Origin of the sequence: Microcystis sp. M061S2 (assembly GCF_020245605.1) — a bacterium.
GTDB lineage: Bacteria > Cyanobacteriota > Cyanobacteriia > Cyanobacteriales > Microcystaceae > Microcystis.
In genome coordinates this window covers 1-16,354 of sequence record NZ_JADBUP010000148.1, presented here as the reverse complement: position 1 = coordinate 16,354, position 16,354 = coordinate 1, and the positions used below count along the sequence as shown (strand labels likewise).

The 16,354-nt window shown below is 43.4% G+C and carries 14 protein-coding genes; 6 read left to right on the top strand and 8 right to left on the bottom strand.

What is annotated here, in order from left to right:
- Positions 1-40 precede the first annotated feature (40 nt).
- The gene (locus IM475_RS21705; RefSeq protein WP_287729100.1) at positions 41-1,075 is read left to right on the top strand and encodes a PstS family phosphate ABC transporter substrate-binding protein; all 1,035 of its coding nucleotides are present in this window, start codon (positions 41-43) and stop codon (positions 1,073-1,075) included.
- A 149-nt stretch (positions 1,076-1,224) separates the two neighbouring features.
- Here IM475_RS21705 and IM475_RS21700 read toward each other — a convergent pair whose 3' ends face one another.
- The 3 genes from IM475_RS21700 to IM475_RS21685 all read right to left on the bottom strand — a co-directional run bounded on the left by IM475_RS21700 (position 1,225) and on the right by IM475_RS21685 (position 5,196).
- Positions 1,225-2,766 carry a ferredoxin--nitrite reductase gene (locus IM475_RS21700; RefSeq protein ID WP_287729099.1) on the bottom strand — a complete coding sequence of 514 codons (1,542 nt, stop codon included), beginning with the start codon at positions 2,764-2,766 and terminating at the stop codon, positions 1,225-1,227.
- A 788-nt stretch (positions 2,767-3,554) separates the two neighbouring features.
- On the bottom strand, positions 3,555-4,589 hold the full coding sequence (gene trpD, locus IM475_RS21690; protein WP_287729098.1) for an anthranilate phosphoribosyltransferase: 1,035 nt from the start codon (positions 4,587-4,589) through the stop codon (positions 3,555-3,557).
- 79 nt (positions 4,590-4,668) lie between these two features.
- Entirely contained in the window at positions 4,669-5,196 is a 528-nt protein-coding gene (locus IM475_RS21685) for a GIY-YIG nuclease family protein (RefSeq protein WP_287729097.1), read from the bottom strand.
- A 192-nt stretch (positions 5,197-5,388) separates the two neighbouring features.
- On the opposite strand from IM475_RS21685, the gene IM475_RS21680 reads away from it, so the two are divergent.
- A complete protein-coding gene (locus tag IM475_RS21680) occupies positions 5,389-5,976 on the top strand; it encodes an L-threonylcarbamoyladenylate synthase (RefSeq protein WP_190357615.1) in 588 nt (195 codons plus the stop codon).
- Positions 5,931-6,788 (top strand): sensor histidine kinase, encoded by an 858-nt coding sequence (locus IM475_RS21675; RefSeq protein WP_287729096.1) that lies wholly within the window; start codon positions 5,931-5,933, stop codon positions 6,786-6,788. The genes IM475_RS21680 and IM475_RS21675 overlap by 46 nt, the downstream gene beginning before the upstream one ends.
- Here the strand turns inward: IM475_RS21675 and IM475_RS21670 are convergent.
- Positions 6,724-7,194, bottom strand: a complete 471-nt coding sequence (locus tag IM475_RS21670) for a GNAT family N-acetyltransferase (RefSeq protein WP_150977130.1) — start codon at positions 7,192-7,194, stop codon at positions 6,724-6,726. The genes IM475_RS21675 and IM475_RS21670 overlap by 65 nt on opposite strands.
- 303 nt (positions 7,195-7,497) lie before the next feature.
- On the opposite strand from IM475_RS21670, the gene IM475_RS21665 reads away from it, so the two are divergent.
- Complete coding sequence (locus IM475_RS21665) at positions 7,498-8,493, top strand: carbohydrate kinase family protein (RefSeq protein ID WP_287729095.1); 996 nt, start codon at positions 7,498-7,500, stop codon at positions 8,491-8,493.
- 10 nt (positions 8,494-8,503) lie between these two features.
- Here IM475_RS21665 and IM475_RS21660 read toward each other — a convergent pair whose 3' ends face one another.
- The 3 genes from IM475_RS21660 to IM475_RS21650 all read right to left on the bottom strand — a co-directional run bounded on the left by IM475_RS21660 (position 8,504) and on the right by IM475_RS21650 (position 10,590).
- Positions 8,504-9,574: a YheT family hydrolase gene (locus tag IM475_RS21660; protein WP_287729094.1), complete on the bottom strand. Its 1,071-nt coding sequence runs from the start codon at positions 9,572-9,574 to the stop codon at positions 8,504-8,506.
- 65 nt (positions 9,575-9,639) lie between these two features.
- Positions 9,640-10,008, bottom strand: coding sequence for a DUF1818 family protein (locus IM475_RS21655; RefSeq protein WP_287729093.1), 369 nt, complete (start codon positions 10,006-10,008; stop codon positions 9,640-9,642).
- A gap of 6 nt (positions 10,009-10,014) precedes the next feature.
- A complete protein-coding gene (locus IM475_RS21650) occupies positions 10,015-10,590 on the bottom strand; it encodes a hypothetical protein (RefSeq protein WP_287729092.1) in 576 nt (191 codons plus the stop codon).
- Between the two features lie 438 nt (positions 10,591-11,028).
- Here IM475_RS21650 and leuS point away from each other — a divergent pair, with 438 nt between their 5' ends.
- On the top strand, positions 11,029-13,581 hold the full coding sequence (gene leuS, locus IM475_RS21645; protein ID WP_287729091.1) for a leucine--tRNA ligase: 2,553 nt from the start codon (positions 11,029-11,031) through the stop codon (positions 13,579-13,581).
- 128 nt (positions 13,582-13,709) lie between these two features.
- Positions 13,710-14,084 carry a hypothetical protein gene (locus tag IM475_RS21640; protein WP_287729090.1) on the top strand — a complete coding sequence of 125 codons (375 nt, stop codon included), beginning with the start codon at positions 13,710-13,712 and terminating at the stop codon, positions 14,082-14,084.
- Here IM475_RS21640 and IM475_RS21635 read toward each other — a convergent pair.
- A complete protein-coding gene (locus IM475_RS21635; RefSeq protein ID WP_287729089.1) occupies positions 14,081-16,174 on the bottom strand; it encodes a CHAT domain-containing protein in 2,094 nt (697 codons plus the stop codon). The two genes, IM475_RS21640 and IM475_RS21635, sit on opposite strands and share 4 nt — an antisense overlap.
- Positions 16,175-16,354 lie beyond the last annotated feature (180 nt).

Genomic DNA, 16,354 nt, shown 5'->3' with positions numbered 1-16,354 from the left:
TTTTTTACTTTTTACTTTTTACTTTCTCCTTTTGACACCTATGCTAGAAATTTTTACTCAGCTATCTCGTCCGACCAAAGTAGTCGCAACCATACTGGGTACTGCCCTCATTTTACCCGCCTGTGCCAATATTAATCCTCAAGACCTAAAACCAATTAAAATTGATGGTTCGAGTACCGTAGCACCAATTACCGATAAAGTTCTCGAAGATTTTAAAGCTAATACCCCTAACAAAGTTTTGGCTGATGTTAAAATTGACGCTAATATTTCAGGAACCGGCGGCGGTTTTAGAAAATTTTGTGCGGGAGAAACCGATATTAATAATGCTTCTCGGCCGATTTCTGTGGAAGAATTAAAAGAATGTGATGCTAATAAGGTAAGATTTATTGAACTACCGATCGCTTTTGATGCTTTAACCGTGGTAGTCAATCCCCAAAATAACTGGGTTGATGATATTTCCACCGCAGAATTAAGAACTATTTGGGAACCAGCGGCCGAGAATAAAATCAAACTTTGGAATCAAATTAATCCCGCTTGGCCCGACCGACCGATGACCCTTCACGGACCAGGTAAAGACTCTGGAACCTACGATTTTTTTAGTGATGTAATTAACGGCAAAGATGCCAGTCGTGGGGATTTTAACTTTAGTGAAGATGACCAAGCTTTAGTTAATGCCGTCAGTCAAGATGCCAACGCTTTAGGCTATTTTGGCCATGCTTATTATGAACAAAATCGGGATAAATTAAAAGCCTTGAAAGTTAACGGTATTGAACCAACTCGCAGCAATGTCGAGGATAGTAAATATCAGCCTTTATCTCGTCCTTTGTTTATTTATGTTAATGCCCAAAAAGCCCAAGAGAATCCCGCTTTAGAGAAATTTGTCGAATATTATCTTGATCGAGTTCCCAATTTATTAGATAGTATTGGTTATATTCCCCTACCCGATGAGGCCTATCATTTGGCACGGGTACAGTTGCAAAAATTTGAGGTAGGAACGGTTTTTGAGGGCCGACCTCAACCCAATTTAACCATCGGGGAATTACTTCGCAAACAAGCCCAATTTGAAGCTAAGTAAAGATTCCCATCTGGAAGGAAAATATATAAAAATTTTCCTGCTGCCATCTGCTCCCTACTATAGCAAGAGGTTGGCCAATTTCAGCCAACAGAGATACAGAAAAAAAGAGGGGATAAACTCCCCATTCAGCGTATTAATAAACTTGTTAATTAACCTTTCGGTGTCGCCCCAAATTGTTCGATGAGGATAGAAGTTAACAGCGATTTTAGATCCTCACAGGGAATCCCTTTTTGTACACAGCTTCCCAGGTGAGCATCTTTACCCACTTTACCCCCCATGTAGAGGTCAACTCCCTCCACGGTTTTGCCGTCTTTGCGAGCTTTTGTCCCCATCAAACCGATATCGGCCACTTGGGGTTGTCCGCAGGAGTTAGGGCAACCGGTCCAATGGATCCGCACACCCCGGGGAATATTTAATTCGGCATCTAACTGACGAATCAAGTCCACAGCCTTATTTTTGGTTTCAATCAGGGCAAAATTGCAGAATTGCGCCCCCGTACAGGAAACGAGCGCTCGTTGTAAAGGAGTGGGATTGGGGGTAAACTTAGCCAGTAAAGGCTCGGTTAAAAGAGTCGGCATATTTTCAGCCGCTATATTGGGAATAATCACGTTTTGTTCCACGGTTAAACGCAATTCTCCGCTGCCATACACTTCGGCAATCCGGGCCAAATCGAACATATCATCGGCAAATAGACGACCAACGGGAACACAAAGACCGATATAGCTCAATCCCTCCTGTTTTTGCGGAAAAACTCCTAAATGATCCCGTTTTTCCCAGTCAATAGCGTCTTTTTCCGCTGCCGTTGCCAAGGGATAACCTAGGTGATTAGCCACCCGCGTGCGGAATTCCTCAATTCCCCACTCATCAATTAACCACATTAAACGGGATTTTTGACGATTGGCACGCAATCCGTTATCGCGGTAAACTTCCAAAATCCCTCGGCATAAATCCACCACTTCCTGATTCGGTCTCACCCAAACATTCATGGGAATTGCCGCTTCACAGCGTTTAGCGGAGAAAAAGCCACCCACCACAACATTAAAGCCTAATTCTCCCTCTTTATAGGCAGGAACAAAGGCAATATCGTTAATTTCCGCATGAACCGAGTTATCCCGGCCCCCCTCGATGGCAATATTAAATTTGCGGGGCAGATTGCTAAATTGATAATTACCTTGACCGTAGTTGGTAATCATATCTTGGACTTTTTGGACTAATTCCCTGGTGTCAATTAATTCATCTGCGTCTAGTCCTGCCATGGGTGAACCAGTAATATTTCTGACATTATCCATGCCCGATTGTACCGAAGTCATGCCCACGGATTTTAGTCGTTGGAAAATATCAGGAATATCTTCGATACGAATACCGCGTAATTGTAGGTTTTGACGAGTAGTAATATCGGCATTGCCATCATCACCGTAACGCTGCACAATTTCCCCTAAAACTCGCATTTGCTCACTGCTAATAATGCCGTTAGGAACCCGCAAACGCATCATGAATTTACCCGGGGTGACAGGACGATAAAAAACCCCCACCCATTTTAAGCGATGTTCTAAATCGGTTTTATCCATCGCTTCCCAACCGATTTGGGCAAAATGATCCAGTTCATCTTTAATGGCTAATCCGTCTTTTTCGGCTTTAAATTTCTCGAATTTATTGAGAGTTGTTCCATCTTTTTCAGGTGCTTGTACCACGAATCTATCTCCTTACTGGTCTGTGGGTGTAATTGTTCTAGTTGGTGCGGGTTAGAAATGAAGAAATCGGGATTTAACAATAAGTATTCTGTAAAATACTGTCGTCATTAGCAAAAATTTAGTAATTTACCTAGTCTCTATTTGTTATTTAATTCTTTTTAACTTGGATAATTTTGTATTGTTTGTAACAGAAATTCGCTCACCATCGTGTTTAGGCATTTATATCATGCAGTAAGTGCATTGAGATGGAATTATGAATTATGAATTATGAATTATGAAGTGGGGGTGGGGTGTGGGGTGTGGGGTGTGAGGAGATGGGAGATGGGAGATGGGAGAATAAATAAAAATAATCTCCTAACTTGAAAATAGAGGCTGAAATAACGCAAATTCGTCAATCATACTAAATCCGTTGAGTATAGGCTACATATCAGGACAGGCACTCCTGCAAGTGGAGTGACTCTTAAATTATTACAGATGTATCAGCAGCCGCGTGTAAGCATCCTACCGAAAAACTAATGCGCGGGGGGTTTGGGGGCGGCACTTCGACACGCTCAGTGACCGCGCCACGCCCCCAACGGGGGGTTTGGGGGGTAGAACCCCCCAAAAACTTGGATTGAGCAATAAAATCGTAAGTAATACTAAATCCGTTGAGTATAGGCTACATATCAAGAGAGGCACTGACTGGAAAATAGAAGCTGAAATAACGCCAATTCGTCAATCAGAATATTGTCATGCTTGGTGGTGTCAACTTTGGCATCGCGACTGCTTTCTGTCTCCTCTGAATTGTCCTAGGCGAGAAACTTAACCAACTCCTCTAATTTTTGCCAAGCTAACCCACTGGCTAAAATCTCGCGAGCGAGGGCGAAACCAGCAGCATGATCGCCAAAAGTGACCTTTTCTGCCACCTGTAGGGCAAGAGAGGCATTAATCGCCACAGCATCCCGTTGAGCGGGCGTTCCCCCCCCTTGCAGGACATTTTTGAGGATTTTGGCATTTTCTGGCACTTCCCCGCCTTTAAGGGCATTTAAACTGGCTCTAGGGATAGCAATTGACAAGGGATCGATCGCCCCAGAAATCACCTCGCCATTATTTAATAAAGCCATATCGGTCAGCTCTCCTAACCCCACCTCGTCGAGTTTTTCCCGGCCGTGAACAATAATCGCCTTGGGGGTTCCCATTTGTGCCAAAGCTGTGGCCATGGGGGTGAGAAATTGCTGGTCATAAACCCCGATAACTTGACCTGTGGGACGGAGAGGATTAACTAGAGGGCCCAGAAGATTAAAAACCGTGCGAACTTTCAGGGTTTTGCGGAGATTAGCCACACTTTTCAGGGCTGGATGCCAACCGGGGGCAAAAAGAAAGGTCACTCCCACCCCATCTAAAGCCGCCGCCACCTTCTCGCTAGGGGCACTCAAATTAACCCCAAGATATTCTAGAACATCGGCCGAACCGACTTTACTGGAGGCCGAGCGGTTGCCGTGTTTAGCCACCTTTACGCCCCCGGCGGCCGCCACAAAAGCCACAGCAGTGGAAATATTAAAGGTTGAAGCCCCGTCACCGCCGGTGCCACAGGTATCGATAACGGGAGTGGTATGGGGTTTAGGGTCTTCTAAGCGAGATTGTTGCCGTAAAACTCTGGCCATTCCCGCTAATTCGGCGGCCGAGACTCCTTTTGCTTGCAAAGCCGCTAAAATCGCCCCCGATAAAACTTCCGGAATCTCAACGTTTAACCATCCGGTCATTAATTCTTCAGCTTGGTTAAGGGAAAGGGATTTTTGCTCGAGTAGTTGCTGCAGTAGGTTTGGCCAGTCTTGAGTGGTCATCGCTGTTCCATTGGTGTCGGGATGGGGCGATATACTATCATAGCGGTTTGTCGGGAGAATCGATCGCTCCTAGTAATTTTTACTTTAAATCGAGCAAACCCTGTTCTTTTAACTTGGGATTAAAACGAATTTCCATCTGTACTCCCCGTTTTTCTAGGGTTGATAAAATATCGTTTTCTACTCGTCTGGATACCTGTTTTAATAACTTAATTTGCCCCAATTCGTCAGCACTTTGATAAATTTCTTTTTCTGTCTCAGTCATGGCTAATTTAGCATCAATTGGTTCTGTCCAGAGTTTTTCATTGCCGATTACTGCCTGACTTTCTCTTAGCCAAGCTTGTTTAATCGATTCGAGAATAGTCCGATTAGGACGCTCAATCAACTGGATTTTTAGCCAATAACAAGCTTGGGGCTGTCGGGCAAGATGTTGTTTTAAACTGAGATAAATATCACGAGAATAGCCGACAAACTCTAAGACTTGTTCTCGATCAAAAATGGCATAAACCCCGATTTTTCCCTGGAAATCAGCAGATATATTACCCGTGGTATCTAGGTAAGGAATATATTCTAATTGTTCGAGATTAGCAAAAGTATCAGGCTCGTTCATAATTAACTGTCGATAATTGGTTGGAGATAAGTCGGTAGGTGTTAAAAACTTTCAGATACCCCGCTGATCAAGTAGGTTGATTCAAGGTAGGGTTGATTCAAGGTAGGGTTGATTCATGAATCAACCCTACCCGTTTAAAATTGTACCAAAAAGTCTTAGGCTAAATTAGTCCCCAAAAATGATCAATTCTCAATGCCTACTGCTTCTCTTAACGAAATTGTTCACGCGGCCCTCAGTGGTCAAGTGGTTTCTTTTCCCACGGATACAGTCCCCGCTTTAGCAGTTTCTCCCCCCTATGCTGCCTTAGTTTTTGCCGCTAAAAAACGGACTTTTGATAAACCTTTAATTCTCATGGCGGCCTCAGCAGCAGATTTATGGGATTATGTCAAGGGAAATCAGGAAGAAAGGGAAATTTGGCGGCAAATGACCGAAAAACACTGGCCCGGCTCCCTAACTTTGGTTTTACCCGCTTCTGAAAAAGTGCCAAAAGTTCTTAACCCTAAGGATCCTAGCACGATCGGGATCCGAGTTCCTGCTCATGCGATCGCACGAGAAATTCTCGGTCGAACTGGTGTTTTAGCGACCACAAGTGCTAATCTGTCAGGACAAGAGCCTTTATTAACTCCAGAAGCGATTATGACTACTTTTCCCTCGGTGATGGTGTTAGCGCCCACAGAAAGGCAAGCATGGGGAATAATTAATAGTGGACAACCCTCCACCGTCGCGCGTTGGCAATGTCAAAGATGGGATATCTTACGACAAGGGTCAGTTTTTCTGTAAATATGGACGATATTGACGCTTTAAAACGGGAATTACAGCAAACTCGCCTCGCTTATCAGATGGCTGTGGCAATTAATCACCTCAAAAGCAGTTTTTTAGGACGGGTTGCCCACGAGTTGCGATCGCCATTGAGCAGTATGATCAGTCTCCATCAACTGATTCTCGCCGATCTTTGTGAAAGTCCGGCCGAGGAAAGGGAATTTATCGCCCAGGGGCAACTGGCGGGCTGTAAACTGATGGCAATGCTCGATGAGATGATTAATCTCTCCAAACTAGAGTCTGGTACTATACCTCTCGATCAAGAAATTTTTTCTTTAACTAAACTTTGGCAAGATTGGGCAAGTCTAACCTATTTACAGGCAGCTAATCGCAATATTAAGCTTAAATTTAGCCCTTTAACCGATGATATTGCTATTATTGCCGATTATCAGTGTTTATCCTCCGCTCTTGTCCTTCTCGTCGATGCAGCGATCGCCAACTTAACGAGTGGCTCTATTTGTATATCGGTAAGCGCCCTTGGCGAGAAAAAAGTCACTATTACCCTAGAATTTCCGGGGGAAATCGCTCTCTGGCAAATGCCAGAAATTTCCCCCTTGAGTTTAGAATCAAAGCCAGAAGAAGTAAAACAATTTACTCAAGCTCTCGATCTTTCTCCCGGTCTTAAATTTCAGTTAGCGAAGGGAATTATCGAAGTCTCGGGGGGGGAAATGAGCTTAGATCAAATCGATAACAATAGTCAGGACAAGCTCACACGGATCGTTTTTTCTTTACCTCGATCGCCGGATAGGAAAACTCCTCGGGATAACGATTAAATAATACCATCGTCGTGGTGGCGTTGCTTTGGAAGCCAATGCGCTGGTAAAAATTTTCTTGATTAGTAGTCATCAAATAGACTCTTTCCACCCGATTTATTCGGGGATGGGCCAAAACTGTTTCTACTAATTTACGCCCTAAACCGGCTCCCTGATAATCGGGATGAACGATCACATCCCAAATAGTTGCCCGATAAATGCCGTCAGAAGTGGCGCGAGCAAAACCAATTAATTGCCGCTCATTCCACACCGTCACCACTGGATCACTATAGTCAATTGCGGTTTCTAAATCTTCTAAACGGCGATCTATTGCCCAAAATGCGGTTAAATTAAATAGTTCTCGTAGTTGCAATAGATCTATCTTGCTTTTATCCTCGTCAAACTGAATCTGACTACAATCAACCATGATATTTCCTTAGTCTAAGACTAAAAAATAAAAGAGGATTCACGCTCGATCGGGCTGATTTATGAGCAATTTCCCCTAATCTATGTGTTTGATTATACTAAATGTCTAAGATAATCTCTAGTTGATTTATCGTGATTTCTTGACAAGTTATTAATCAGTGATCAGGAGTCAACAGTCAGGAGATAGGAGTCGGGAGTCAGGAGGAGATAGGGTGATAGGGTTTTGGGGTGATAGGGTGATGAGACAGCTTCCCCACTACCCCACTTCATAATTCATAATTCATAATTCATAATTCCCACACCAATGCTTAACAATCAAAGATCTTCGCCGGTGTCTGTCATTTGTTTAGGGGAAATCCTCTATGATCTAATTGCCGATCAAAGCGATCGCTCTATAGAGCAAGTAACTTCTTGGACAACCTACGCCGGGGGTGCGCCGGCAAACGTGGCCTGTGGATTGCGAAAATTGGGCATAAATTCGGCTTTTATCGGTTGTGTGGGCAAAGATCAACCAGGAGAACAGTTAATCGCCTTGCTAGACGCTCTCGGAGTCGATACCACTGGTGTACAGTATCATGCCACCCTACCCACCCGACAAGTTTATGTCACCCGCGATGCTGGGGGAGAAAGACATTTTGCGGGTTTTGGCGGCAGAAAAACGACTGATTTTGCCGATACTGCCCTTAATGCTGACCTATTGCCCGAAAATCTCTGGAAAAATGCCGATTATCTAGTGATGGGAACCCTAGGGTTAGCCTATCCCCCGGCGAGAGCGGCGATGATGCGGGCCCTGCAATTGGCTAAAATTGACGCGGTGAAAGTATTGATCGATATCAACTGGCGGCCGGTTTTTTGGCCTAATCTTGAGGCCGCTCCTGATATCATTCGAGATTTTATCGTCCAGGCCGATTTGCTCAAATGTAGCGAGGAAGAAGCAGCATGGTTATTTGGCACTGATACCCCTGGAGAAATATCATCAAAATACCCCAATTTAGGGGCAATTCTGGTTACGCGCGGCGCAAAAGGTTGTAAATATCGTTTAGGCGAAAATAGCGGCACTGTCAAGGCTTTTCCCGGGGAGGCGGTGGATACAACCGGGGCAGGAGATGGCTTTGTGGCTGGTTTTTTGGCTCTTGCCGGTCTTGGAGGCGATAAAATCGGGGAAAATGCCGATTTAGCGCGTAAGGCGGTGATTTATGCCTGTGCGGTGGGGGCAATGGTGACAAGGGGGGCAGGAGCGATCGCATCCCAACCGACTCGGCAGCAGCTGGAGGAGTTTCTAGCGGCCTTTGAATCCTAGAAATTAGCCCTTATTTGCCAGTTTTTTGGTCAAACCAGTCTAAAACCCGATTCCATGCCCACCAGCGATCGCTATCGCCCCACTGACGCTGACAGGATAAACTGCTGATATAGCCCACATGACCGCCATGGTTGGTTAAGAGTAGATCGACGTGGGGATTATCAGCGATCGCTGCTTGCAGATCGGGAATAACTGCGGGGGAAAAGAGGGGATCATCGGCTGCGTAGAGGATAAAAGTGGGTTTAGTTAAATAGGGTTGAAAGGGCAAGGGACTACTAGCGGCATAATAGTCAAAAACTGTCTCAAATCCTAGCTTTTTAATCACTAATTCTCGATCGAATCCGGCAATCGTGGTGGCGCGAGTAATTGCTTCGGGATCGATATGATCGGGATGAGCTTTATGGATGCGTTTGGCTAACTTGCGTAGTTCCCTGGCGATCGCTTTTTCCAGATGTTTCCCCCAGGTATCCCGGACGAGATAGGATAAGGAACGATTAGAGTCCAAATTAGGACAAATTACCGCCCCACCGCCGATATCGACGGGATCGATCCCCATATCTTCCTGATTCTCTGCCGATTTAATTCCCCAGAGGGCCAATTGTCCCCCCAGAGAGTAACCTGTGAACCAAAAAGGAGCGGGACAGCCCATTTTTTGAGCTTGGGCGGCAATATGAATGAAATCTAGCCCTTCATAGATGCCATCGGAGGTGAGAGTCGGGGATAATTCGGCTGTCTTACCGTGGGCCCGCCAATCGAAGAGGACGACTGCGTAGTCTCTCGCTACGGCTTTTCTGCCTAAAATCCTTAAAAACCATTGATTATCTAAGTCTCCCGTGATGCCGTAGGTCCCGATAATTGTTCCTTTCGCTTGCGGGGGAATGGAAACAATCCCGTAGATAGGGACGGCATTGGCCCCGGTGAAAATGGTTTCTTGATAGACTGGTTCGGGAATAGCGATCGTATTTTGCCAGGTTTCTCGCGCTTTTAGGGACACATAGAGAGTCATGGCAAAACCGTTTTTCAGCAATGGGGGCGGGGTGTAGGTGAGATTATCGGTCTTCGTCCTCGGATGGGCAATCATGGCAGCACAGGGGAATCTAAAAGTCAAGAGGGGGAAACAAAAATTAACTTATGTCCACCGCTTTCTTAAAAATTGTAAAGCAAATTGTCCCAAGCGGCGAGCAACTCTGGCAGGGCAGTGGCTGACCAATTGCCCTCACAACCGCGACCTTGATAGAGAATAAATCGCAGGGAATAATGATCGGGAAATCCTGCCGCTTCTAACCATAAAAGCTCGCTTTCCGCTTCACAAGCAATACTTTCTTCATCCATTAATTCTGTGGCCATGGCCGCCATAGTTGCGGTCAATTGTGATAGTAACCGACGCAAATCTTGCCACTCGGCCTCGGTTAATTCGATCGCCCAATCATCGCCACCAATTAATCCTTTATAAACGGCTGCCGTAGGATTCCAACCGAGTCGCCAACCCGAACCATATTTGAGAATTTTTTCCATAATTTTCTAGAATTTTAATAGGTCAGCATCTCCCGGTTTTGATAAGGAGGGACGAGGGGGAGAGGGACTAGGAGAAGGGTTAGGAGTGGGGGTTTCTTGGGGGAGAATAGCGGGGTTATAAATTTCGACTAGAAGGGTGACTAACTGCTGCCGTTGACGACGATTAAGGGTGTTCATCGCCTTGATATCGGCAGCCATGGGATTAACGGTAAGGGTTGCTTGTCCAGGATAGTTTTCTTCGCTGATTTTCTCGTTCACTCCTAGATAATCTCCTAGGGTTAATTGCCAATCAAAACGGATGAGAGTAAATCTTTTTTTTGTATCTTGATGATAACGAAGAAAGCGACTTATTAGGGTATTATTCGGATCGATCACTCCTGTCTCTCGACGGGTATAGTTGTTTTCTTTCGGTAAATCTGGCATTGCTTGGTAAATTTGTTGAGCAACTGTTTCGGGGCGTTGAATTTGGCTCATCCCGGTGGATTGCCAGGATAACCACCAGACAAATACTCCTATTCCTAGGCAGAATAATAATAATATTAGTCGCTGAATTTTTAGCTTTTGAGGTAATTTTAATAGCATATTGATCAAGAATAAATTGAGCGGAACCTTTTTATAAATAGTGTCACACAAAGATTGCCATTCATCGCGGCTAGATTTTCCGAAGCTTACGGAACACTTGTACTAAATTGTCCAGCCAAGTTTTCCACCATACTGTAATTCTTGGGCTGCCCATTTCTCCATTTTTTTGCTGACCTCCACCTTGATTCCTTCTTTCAAAACTATACCTATCAATCGTTTCCCCTTTTTTTAAGTTTCTTCTCTTTTTGTTAAGAAATATCTGACTAATGGATAGAGAGGGGGGACCGGAGGCAAAATCTATCTTCATATTTAATTAGAACCACTTACTTAAAACCCAGAGGGTTTTTGCTAGGGTGGATAGCCCCAAAACTGGCAATCGCCCCCAGCCGGCTGCTGTAAAATAGGAAGGATAGATAAAACTCAGGAGAAAAAACCCCAGTGCAGTACAACCCCGCAGAAATCGAACAGAAATGGCAGAAGATTTGGCAGCAAATGGGATTGGACAAAACCCCAGAAAACACCGATAAACCGAAATTTTACGCCCTCTCCATGTTCCCCTATCCATCGGGCAACCTGCACATGGGTCACGTTCGCAACTATACTATTACCGATGTGATTGCCCGTCTGAAAAGAATGCAGGGTTATCGCGTGCTGCATCCCATGGGGTGGGATGCTTTCGGATTACCCGCAGAAAATGCCGCCATTGAAAGGGGAGTTCCTCCGGCAAAATGGACTGATCAAAATATTGCCCAGATGAAACGGCAATTACAACAGTTAGGATTATCTATCGATTGGGAAAGAGAAGTTGCCACCTGTTCCCCGGAATATTATCGTTGGACCCAATGGCTATTTTTACAGTTTTTTGAATCGGGATTAGCCTACCAAAAAGAAGCGGCAGTGAATTGGGATCCTATTGATCAAACTGTCTTGGCCAATGAACAGGTAGATAGTGAAGGAAAATCTTGGCGATCGGGTGCTAAAGTAGAAAGAAAATTACTCCGGCAATGGTTCCTAAAAATCACCGATTATGCCGAACAATTACTCACTGATTTAGATAAACTTAGCGGTTGGCCAGAAAGGGTTAAAACCATGCAGGCGAACTGGATTGGTAAATCGGTAGGTGCTTATTTAGAATTTCCTCTTGTTAACTCCACAGAAAAAATTGCTGTTTTTACCACTCGTCCCGATACGGTTTATGGAGTCACTTATGTGGTACTTGCTCCCGAACATCCCTTAACTTTACAAGTTACCACTCCCGAACAAAAATCGGCCGTAGAAACTTTTATTCAAGAGATAGCCAGCGAAAGCGAATTAGAAAGAACTGCCGAAGATAAACCCAAACGCGGTATTAAAACCGGAGGACTGGCAATTAATCCTTTTACCGGTGAAGAAATTCCGATTTTAATTGCTGATTATGTCCTCTACGAATACGGGACAGGGGCAGTGATGGGAGTCCCGGCTCACGACAGTCGCGATTTTAAATTTGCTCGGGAAAATAACCTACCAATTAAGATAGTTATTACTCCAGAAAGTGGCGAAATTGAGTTAAAAGAAGCCTACACAGAAGCGGGAATTATGATTAATTCCGCTCAATTTAATGGACTGAATTCCCAAGAAGGAAAAACCGCTATTATTGATTATGCCACTGCCCAAGGTTACGGCAAAGCTAGAATACAATATCGCCTCCGGGATTGGTTAATTTCCCGTCAAAGATATTGGGGTTGTCCGATTCCAGTTATCCACTGTCCTAACTGTGGAACCGTACCAGTACCTATCGATAATTTACCCGTTACTTTACCGGAAAATGTCGAATTTAGCGGTCGAGGTGCTTCCCCTTTAGCCAAATTAGAAGACTGGGTAAATGTGGATTGTCCTCGCTGTGGCACTCCCGCAAAACGGGAAACGGACACTATGGATACTTTCATCGATTCTAGTTGGTATTTTCTCCGTTATACCGATGCTAAAAATGAAGATATACCCTTTCAATTCGAGAAGGTTAATGATTGGATGCCCGTGGATCAATACGTCGGAGGAATCGAACACGCTATCCTACATTTACTCTATTCTCGTTTCTTTACCAAAGTTTTAAGAGACCGAGGTTTAGTTAATGTCGATGAACCTTTTAACCGTCTATTAACCCAGGGAATGGTACAGGGATTAACCTACAAAAATCCCGAAACTGGCAAATATGTCCCCGCAGAAAATGTTATCTATAAAGAGGATAAATATTGCGATAAAGACACGGGAGAAGTTCTATCTTTCTTCTTTGAAAAAATGTCTAAGTCTAAATATAACGGCGTTGATCCTCTGAAAGTTCTCGAAAAATACGGGGCCGATACTGCCCGAATGTTTATACTTTTTACTGCACCCCCAGAAAAAGATTTACAGTGGGAAGATGCGGGGGTAGAAGGACAATTTCGCTTTCTTAATCGGGTGTGGCGTTTAGTCAGCGAATATATTGAAAATAAACCCAAGCAAGTCAAAAAAATAGAAACTTTCTCGAAAACTGACAAGGATTTAAGACGGGCAATTCACACCGCTATTAAAGAAATCTCCGAGGATTTAGAAGGAGATTATCAATTTAATACCGCCATTTCCGAATTAATGAAACTCAGTAACGCTTTAGGGGATAATAAGTGTTTTGCATCCCCCATTTATCGGGAAGGAATCGAAACCCTATTAATCTTACTTTCCCTTTTTGCTCCCCATCTTAGCGAAGAATTATGGCAAGCTTTAGGCCATAGCCAATCAATTCACCTGCAACCCTGGCCAAAAGTTGATCCTACTGCCCTGATTGTGGACGAGATTACCCTTGTCATCCAAATTTTGGGAAAAACCAGAGGCACGATACAAGTTCCCGCTAGTGCCGATAAAAGCACCCTAGAAACCCTCGCCCTGGAATCGGAAATCGCCCAACGTTATTTAGAGGGTAAGGAAATCAAAAAAGTGATTGTTGTCCCGGGCAAATTAGTTAACTTTGTCGTGGTTTAAATGACAGTAATTATCACAATGGTAGGGAATTAAGAACCTTTTCAGTTATCAGTGACCAGTTAGATTAACAGTTTAGATGGCAAAATAGAAACTATACAATTAGCATCGTCTGTAAATAAGAACAACCGATGGATATTGAATCAACTAAAGTTACTTCTGAAGAAATTGCCCAGTTTCGCGCTGAATTGGTAGATAATCTAAGTGCGATCGCTGCTTTGGATGCGATTGAAGAATGCGAAGGTTATCTTGAGGATGCTGTACCTTTACTGCTAATGCGAGAAACTGGTACAGAACCAGATAGATCTATCGGTGATTTACTGAAAAAATGCCGCCAATTTATCTGTCAAGAGGAAGTTAGAGAAGCTTTGGAATCTGGAATGATTGCACCAGCAATAGAACCGATTTCTATGGGTGCTGGTATTCCTCCCGGTGTGGCAACAGCGATCGGTATTTGCGCCTTTAAATTGGGAATGAAAAGGGTTTGTGCTGGTTGTGCCGATTAAACCCCTGTAGCGATAAAACCTGACCAGTAGTAAGGATTGATAAAAGGATGGGGCTGGCGTTGTCTGATTTGTTTTAATGATTCTTCATATACTAGGCGCTGTCCTGGTCGTAGTTGGGCAAGATGTTTGTCTATTTGCGGCTGATATTGCCATAGAAATTTGTCCAATTCCTCAATGGTTAAATTCTGTAACCAATTTTGTGCAGTTTTTAAAGCAACTGGTACAGAAACTTGCTGATTCTCATCAAATAAAATCTCATATAATTTAATCATCAAGAAGGAGGTTGATAGGTCATCAACTGTCCATAAACTACTGACAACGCTGGGACTTCCTGCAAACAGAAAACCACTGGGTAAACCGATATATTCATCGCTGATAGAGTTTAAATCAATTAAGCCAGTTTCGCAAGCGGAAAGGGTGATAAGGCGACATTTATGCAAGCGCAGTTCAAAGATTTCGCCTAATGTTAGGGGTTCTTTATTGGCTAATAATAAGGCGGATTCAAGGGGATTAGCTGGGTTAAAGCTTCCATGACAGGAGAAATGATAACAGTGGTTATCTGAGGATTTGAGATGGGGAAGAACAGCGTTTTTAGTGGCGTTATCTTGGGCGATAACTTGAGGTTCAGTAAAGAAAGTTGAGAGGATATTAACTTCTAAGTCGGTGTAAAATAAGTCTTTAGTGGGGTTTTGAATAGCGAACAGTTTATTAAAGTCGGAATGGTGAGAAGTTTGGGTGATTTTTTGCAAGATTTGACAACTGGGGGCATATTGTACACCCTTCGGAAATAAATCTTGTAATTCTGATCCCCCCGTTGCCGACTCCCCCCTTTTTAAGGAGAGTTGGGGGGGATCAACAGGTAAGGCGTGAATAGGGAGAATATGCAGAAACAAATGGGGGATAATAATTAAGCGTTGACAAGTATCGGGAATCAGGGCAAGAATATCATTAATATGCAGAATATCAGCAAAAGTCTGTAGGAGGTTAGACAGTTGATTTCTCCATTCTTGTTTGCCATTTTTGGAGTAGTAAAGCTGTAGATAATTTTTGATTGTATCAAATAATTGCTTTACATCATCTTCGGAAGATTGCCAAACTTTAACCTCTCCCTCAGCAGACACCAGAAAAGCGAGTATTTTCTCCCCTGTAATGTACCATTGCAGGAGACAAGTTTCGGCATTAGTGAAAGCTTGAATCTCTGTAAATGCGATCGGCTCAACTTTTTGAGTGAGGCTAAAAAGAGTATCCTTAATTTCTCTTGCAATAAAATTATCTAAGTCTTGTTGATATTCTTTCAGATAACTGTGATCTTGAACGTAGGGAGTTAAGTTATCACGACTCATTAAATTCTGGTTAATGCTTTGATGTTGTAAGCGGATTTGTTCATTAACAACTCTTTGCTTTAATTCATTTAATTGGGCGATAATTTCTTGACTAACGCCTTGGGGGTGTAGGTTTTTCTGGGTGATTAATTCCACCAGATTACGCCCTTTACTGCGTTCGATATATTCTAATGCCTTCTCAGGCTGATTGAGGTTAAGATGGGCTTGCACAATGCGATGGAAAACACCAATAGCATTGGATAAAACCTCTTGACGACTTTGGGGGTTTAATGCTTCTAAGCGGGCATTTTCTACCGCTTCAATAGCAATACTATAACCCTCAATTGCAGTTTCCCAATCTTCAATAAGTCTGGCGGTTTCTCCAAGATTTTGTCCTGTATTTGCACACTTTAAGGGAAAATCTGTCGGATTAGCAACTTTTAAACATAAGCGAAAAGCCTCTATCGCTTGAGGAATTTGATCAAGATTTCTGTAAATTAATCCTAGATTATTTTGGGTGCCTGCCCATCTTTCAGGAAACGCATCAAACGTATAAACTTTTAGAGTTTCGTTGGAGTGATAGATTGCTTTTTTCAGGTTATTTTCTCTATTTCCGTATTTTCTTTCAGAATATAATTGAGCTAAATTTCCCTGAATCATGGCCCATTTAACACGATGATTGTCATAAGTATAAACTTGTAGTGCTTCAATTAATAGGCTTTTAGCCATTTCTTGGTTTTCGCTTAATTCACCTTCAGTTTTATCCAAATAAATCAATGCCAAGCCATTTTTTATGTATGCCCATTTATATAGCGGTATGCACTTGCATGAGGTACAATAGAAGAGGACAATAAATTATAGACCTAGGCAGGAGCCACGACCCGATGAAGCCCTATTCTTTAGACTTGCGACAAAAGATCATCGAGACCTACGAGGAGAATAACCTCT

Coding starts and splice junctions, on each gene's coding strand:
- IM475_RS21685 (WP_287729097.1), bottom strand. CDS start 5,196: ATGAACGAGCCTGATACTTTTGCTAATCTCGAACAATTAGAATATATT.
- IM475_RS21660 (WP_287729094.1), bottom strand. CDS start 9,574: ATGATTGCCCATCCGAGGACGAAGACCGATAATCTCACCTACACCCCG.
- IM475_RS21650 (WP_287729092.1), bottom strand. CDS start 10,590: ATGCTATTAAAATTACCTCAAAAGCTAAAAATTCAGCGACTAATATTA.
- IM475_RS21670 (WP_150977130.1), bottom strand. CDS start 7,194: ATGGTTGATTGTAGTCAGATTCAGTTTGACGAGGATAAAAGCAAGATA.
- trpD (WP_287729098.1), bottom strand. CDS start 4,589: ATGACCACTCAAGACTGGCCAAACCTACTGCAGCAACTACTCGAGCAA.
- IM475_RS21675 (WP_287729096.1), top strand. CDS start 5,931: ATGTCAAAGATGGGATATCTTACGACAAGGGTCAGTTTTTCTGTAAAT.
- IM475_RS21680 (WP_190357615.1), top strand. CDS start 5,389: ATGCCTACTGCTTCTCTTAACGAAATTGTTCACGCGGCCCTCAGTGGT.
- IM475_RS21655 (WP_287729093.1), bottom strand. CDS start 10,008: ATGGAAAAAATTCTCAAATATGGTTCGGGTTGGCGACTCGGTTGGAAT.
- IM475_RS21640 (WP_287729090.1), top strand. CDS start 13,710: ATGGATATTGAATCAACTAAAGTTACTTCTGAAGAAATTGCCCAGTTT.
- IM475_RS21705 (WP_287729100.1), top strand. CDS start 41: ATGCTAGAAATTTTTACTCAGCTATCTCGTCCGACCAAAGTAGTCGCA.
- IM475_RS21665 (WP_287729095.1), top strand. CDS start 7,498: ATGCTTAACAATCAAAGATCTTCGCCGGTGTCTGTCATTTGTTTAGGG.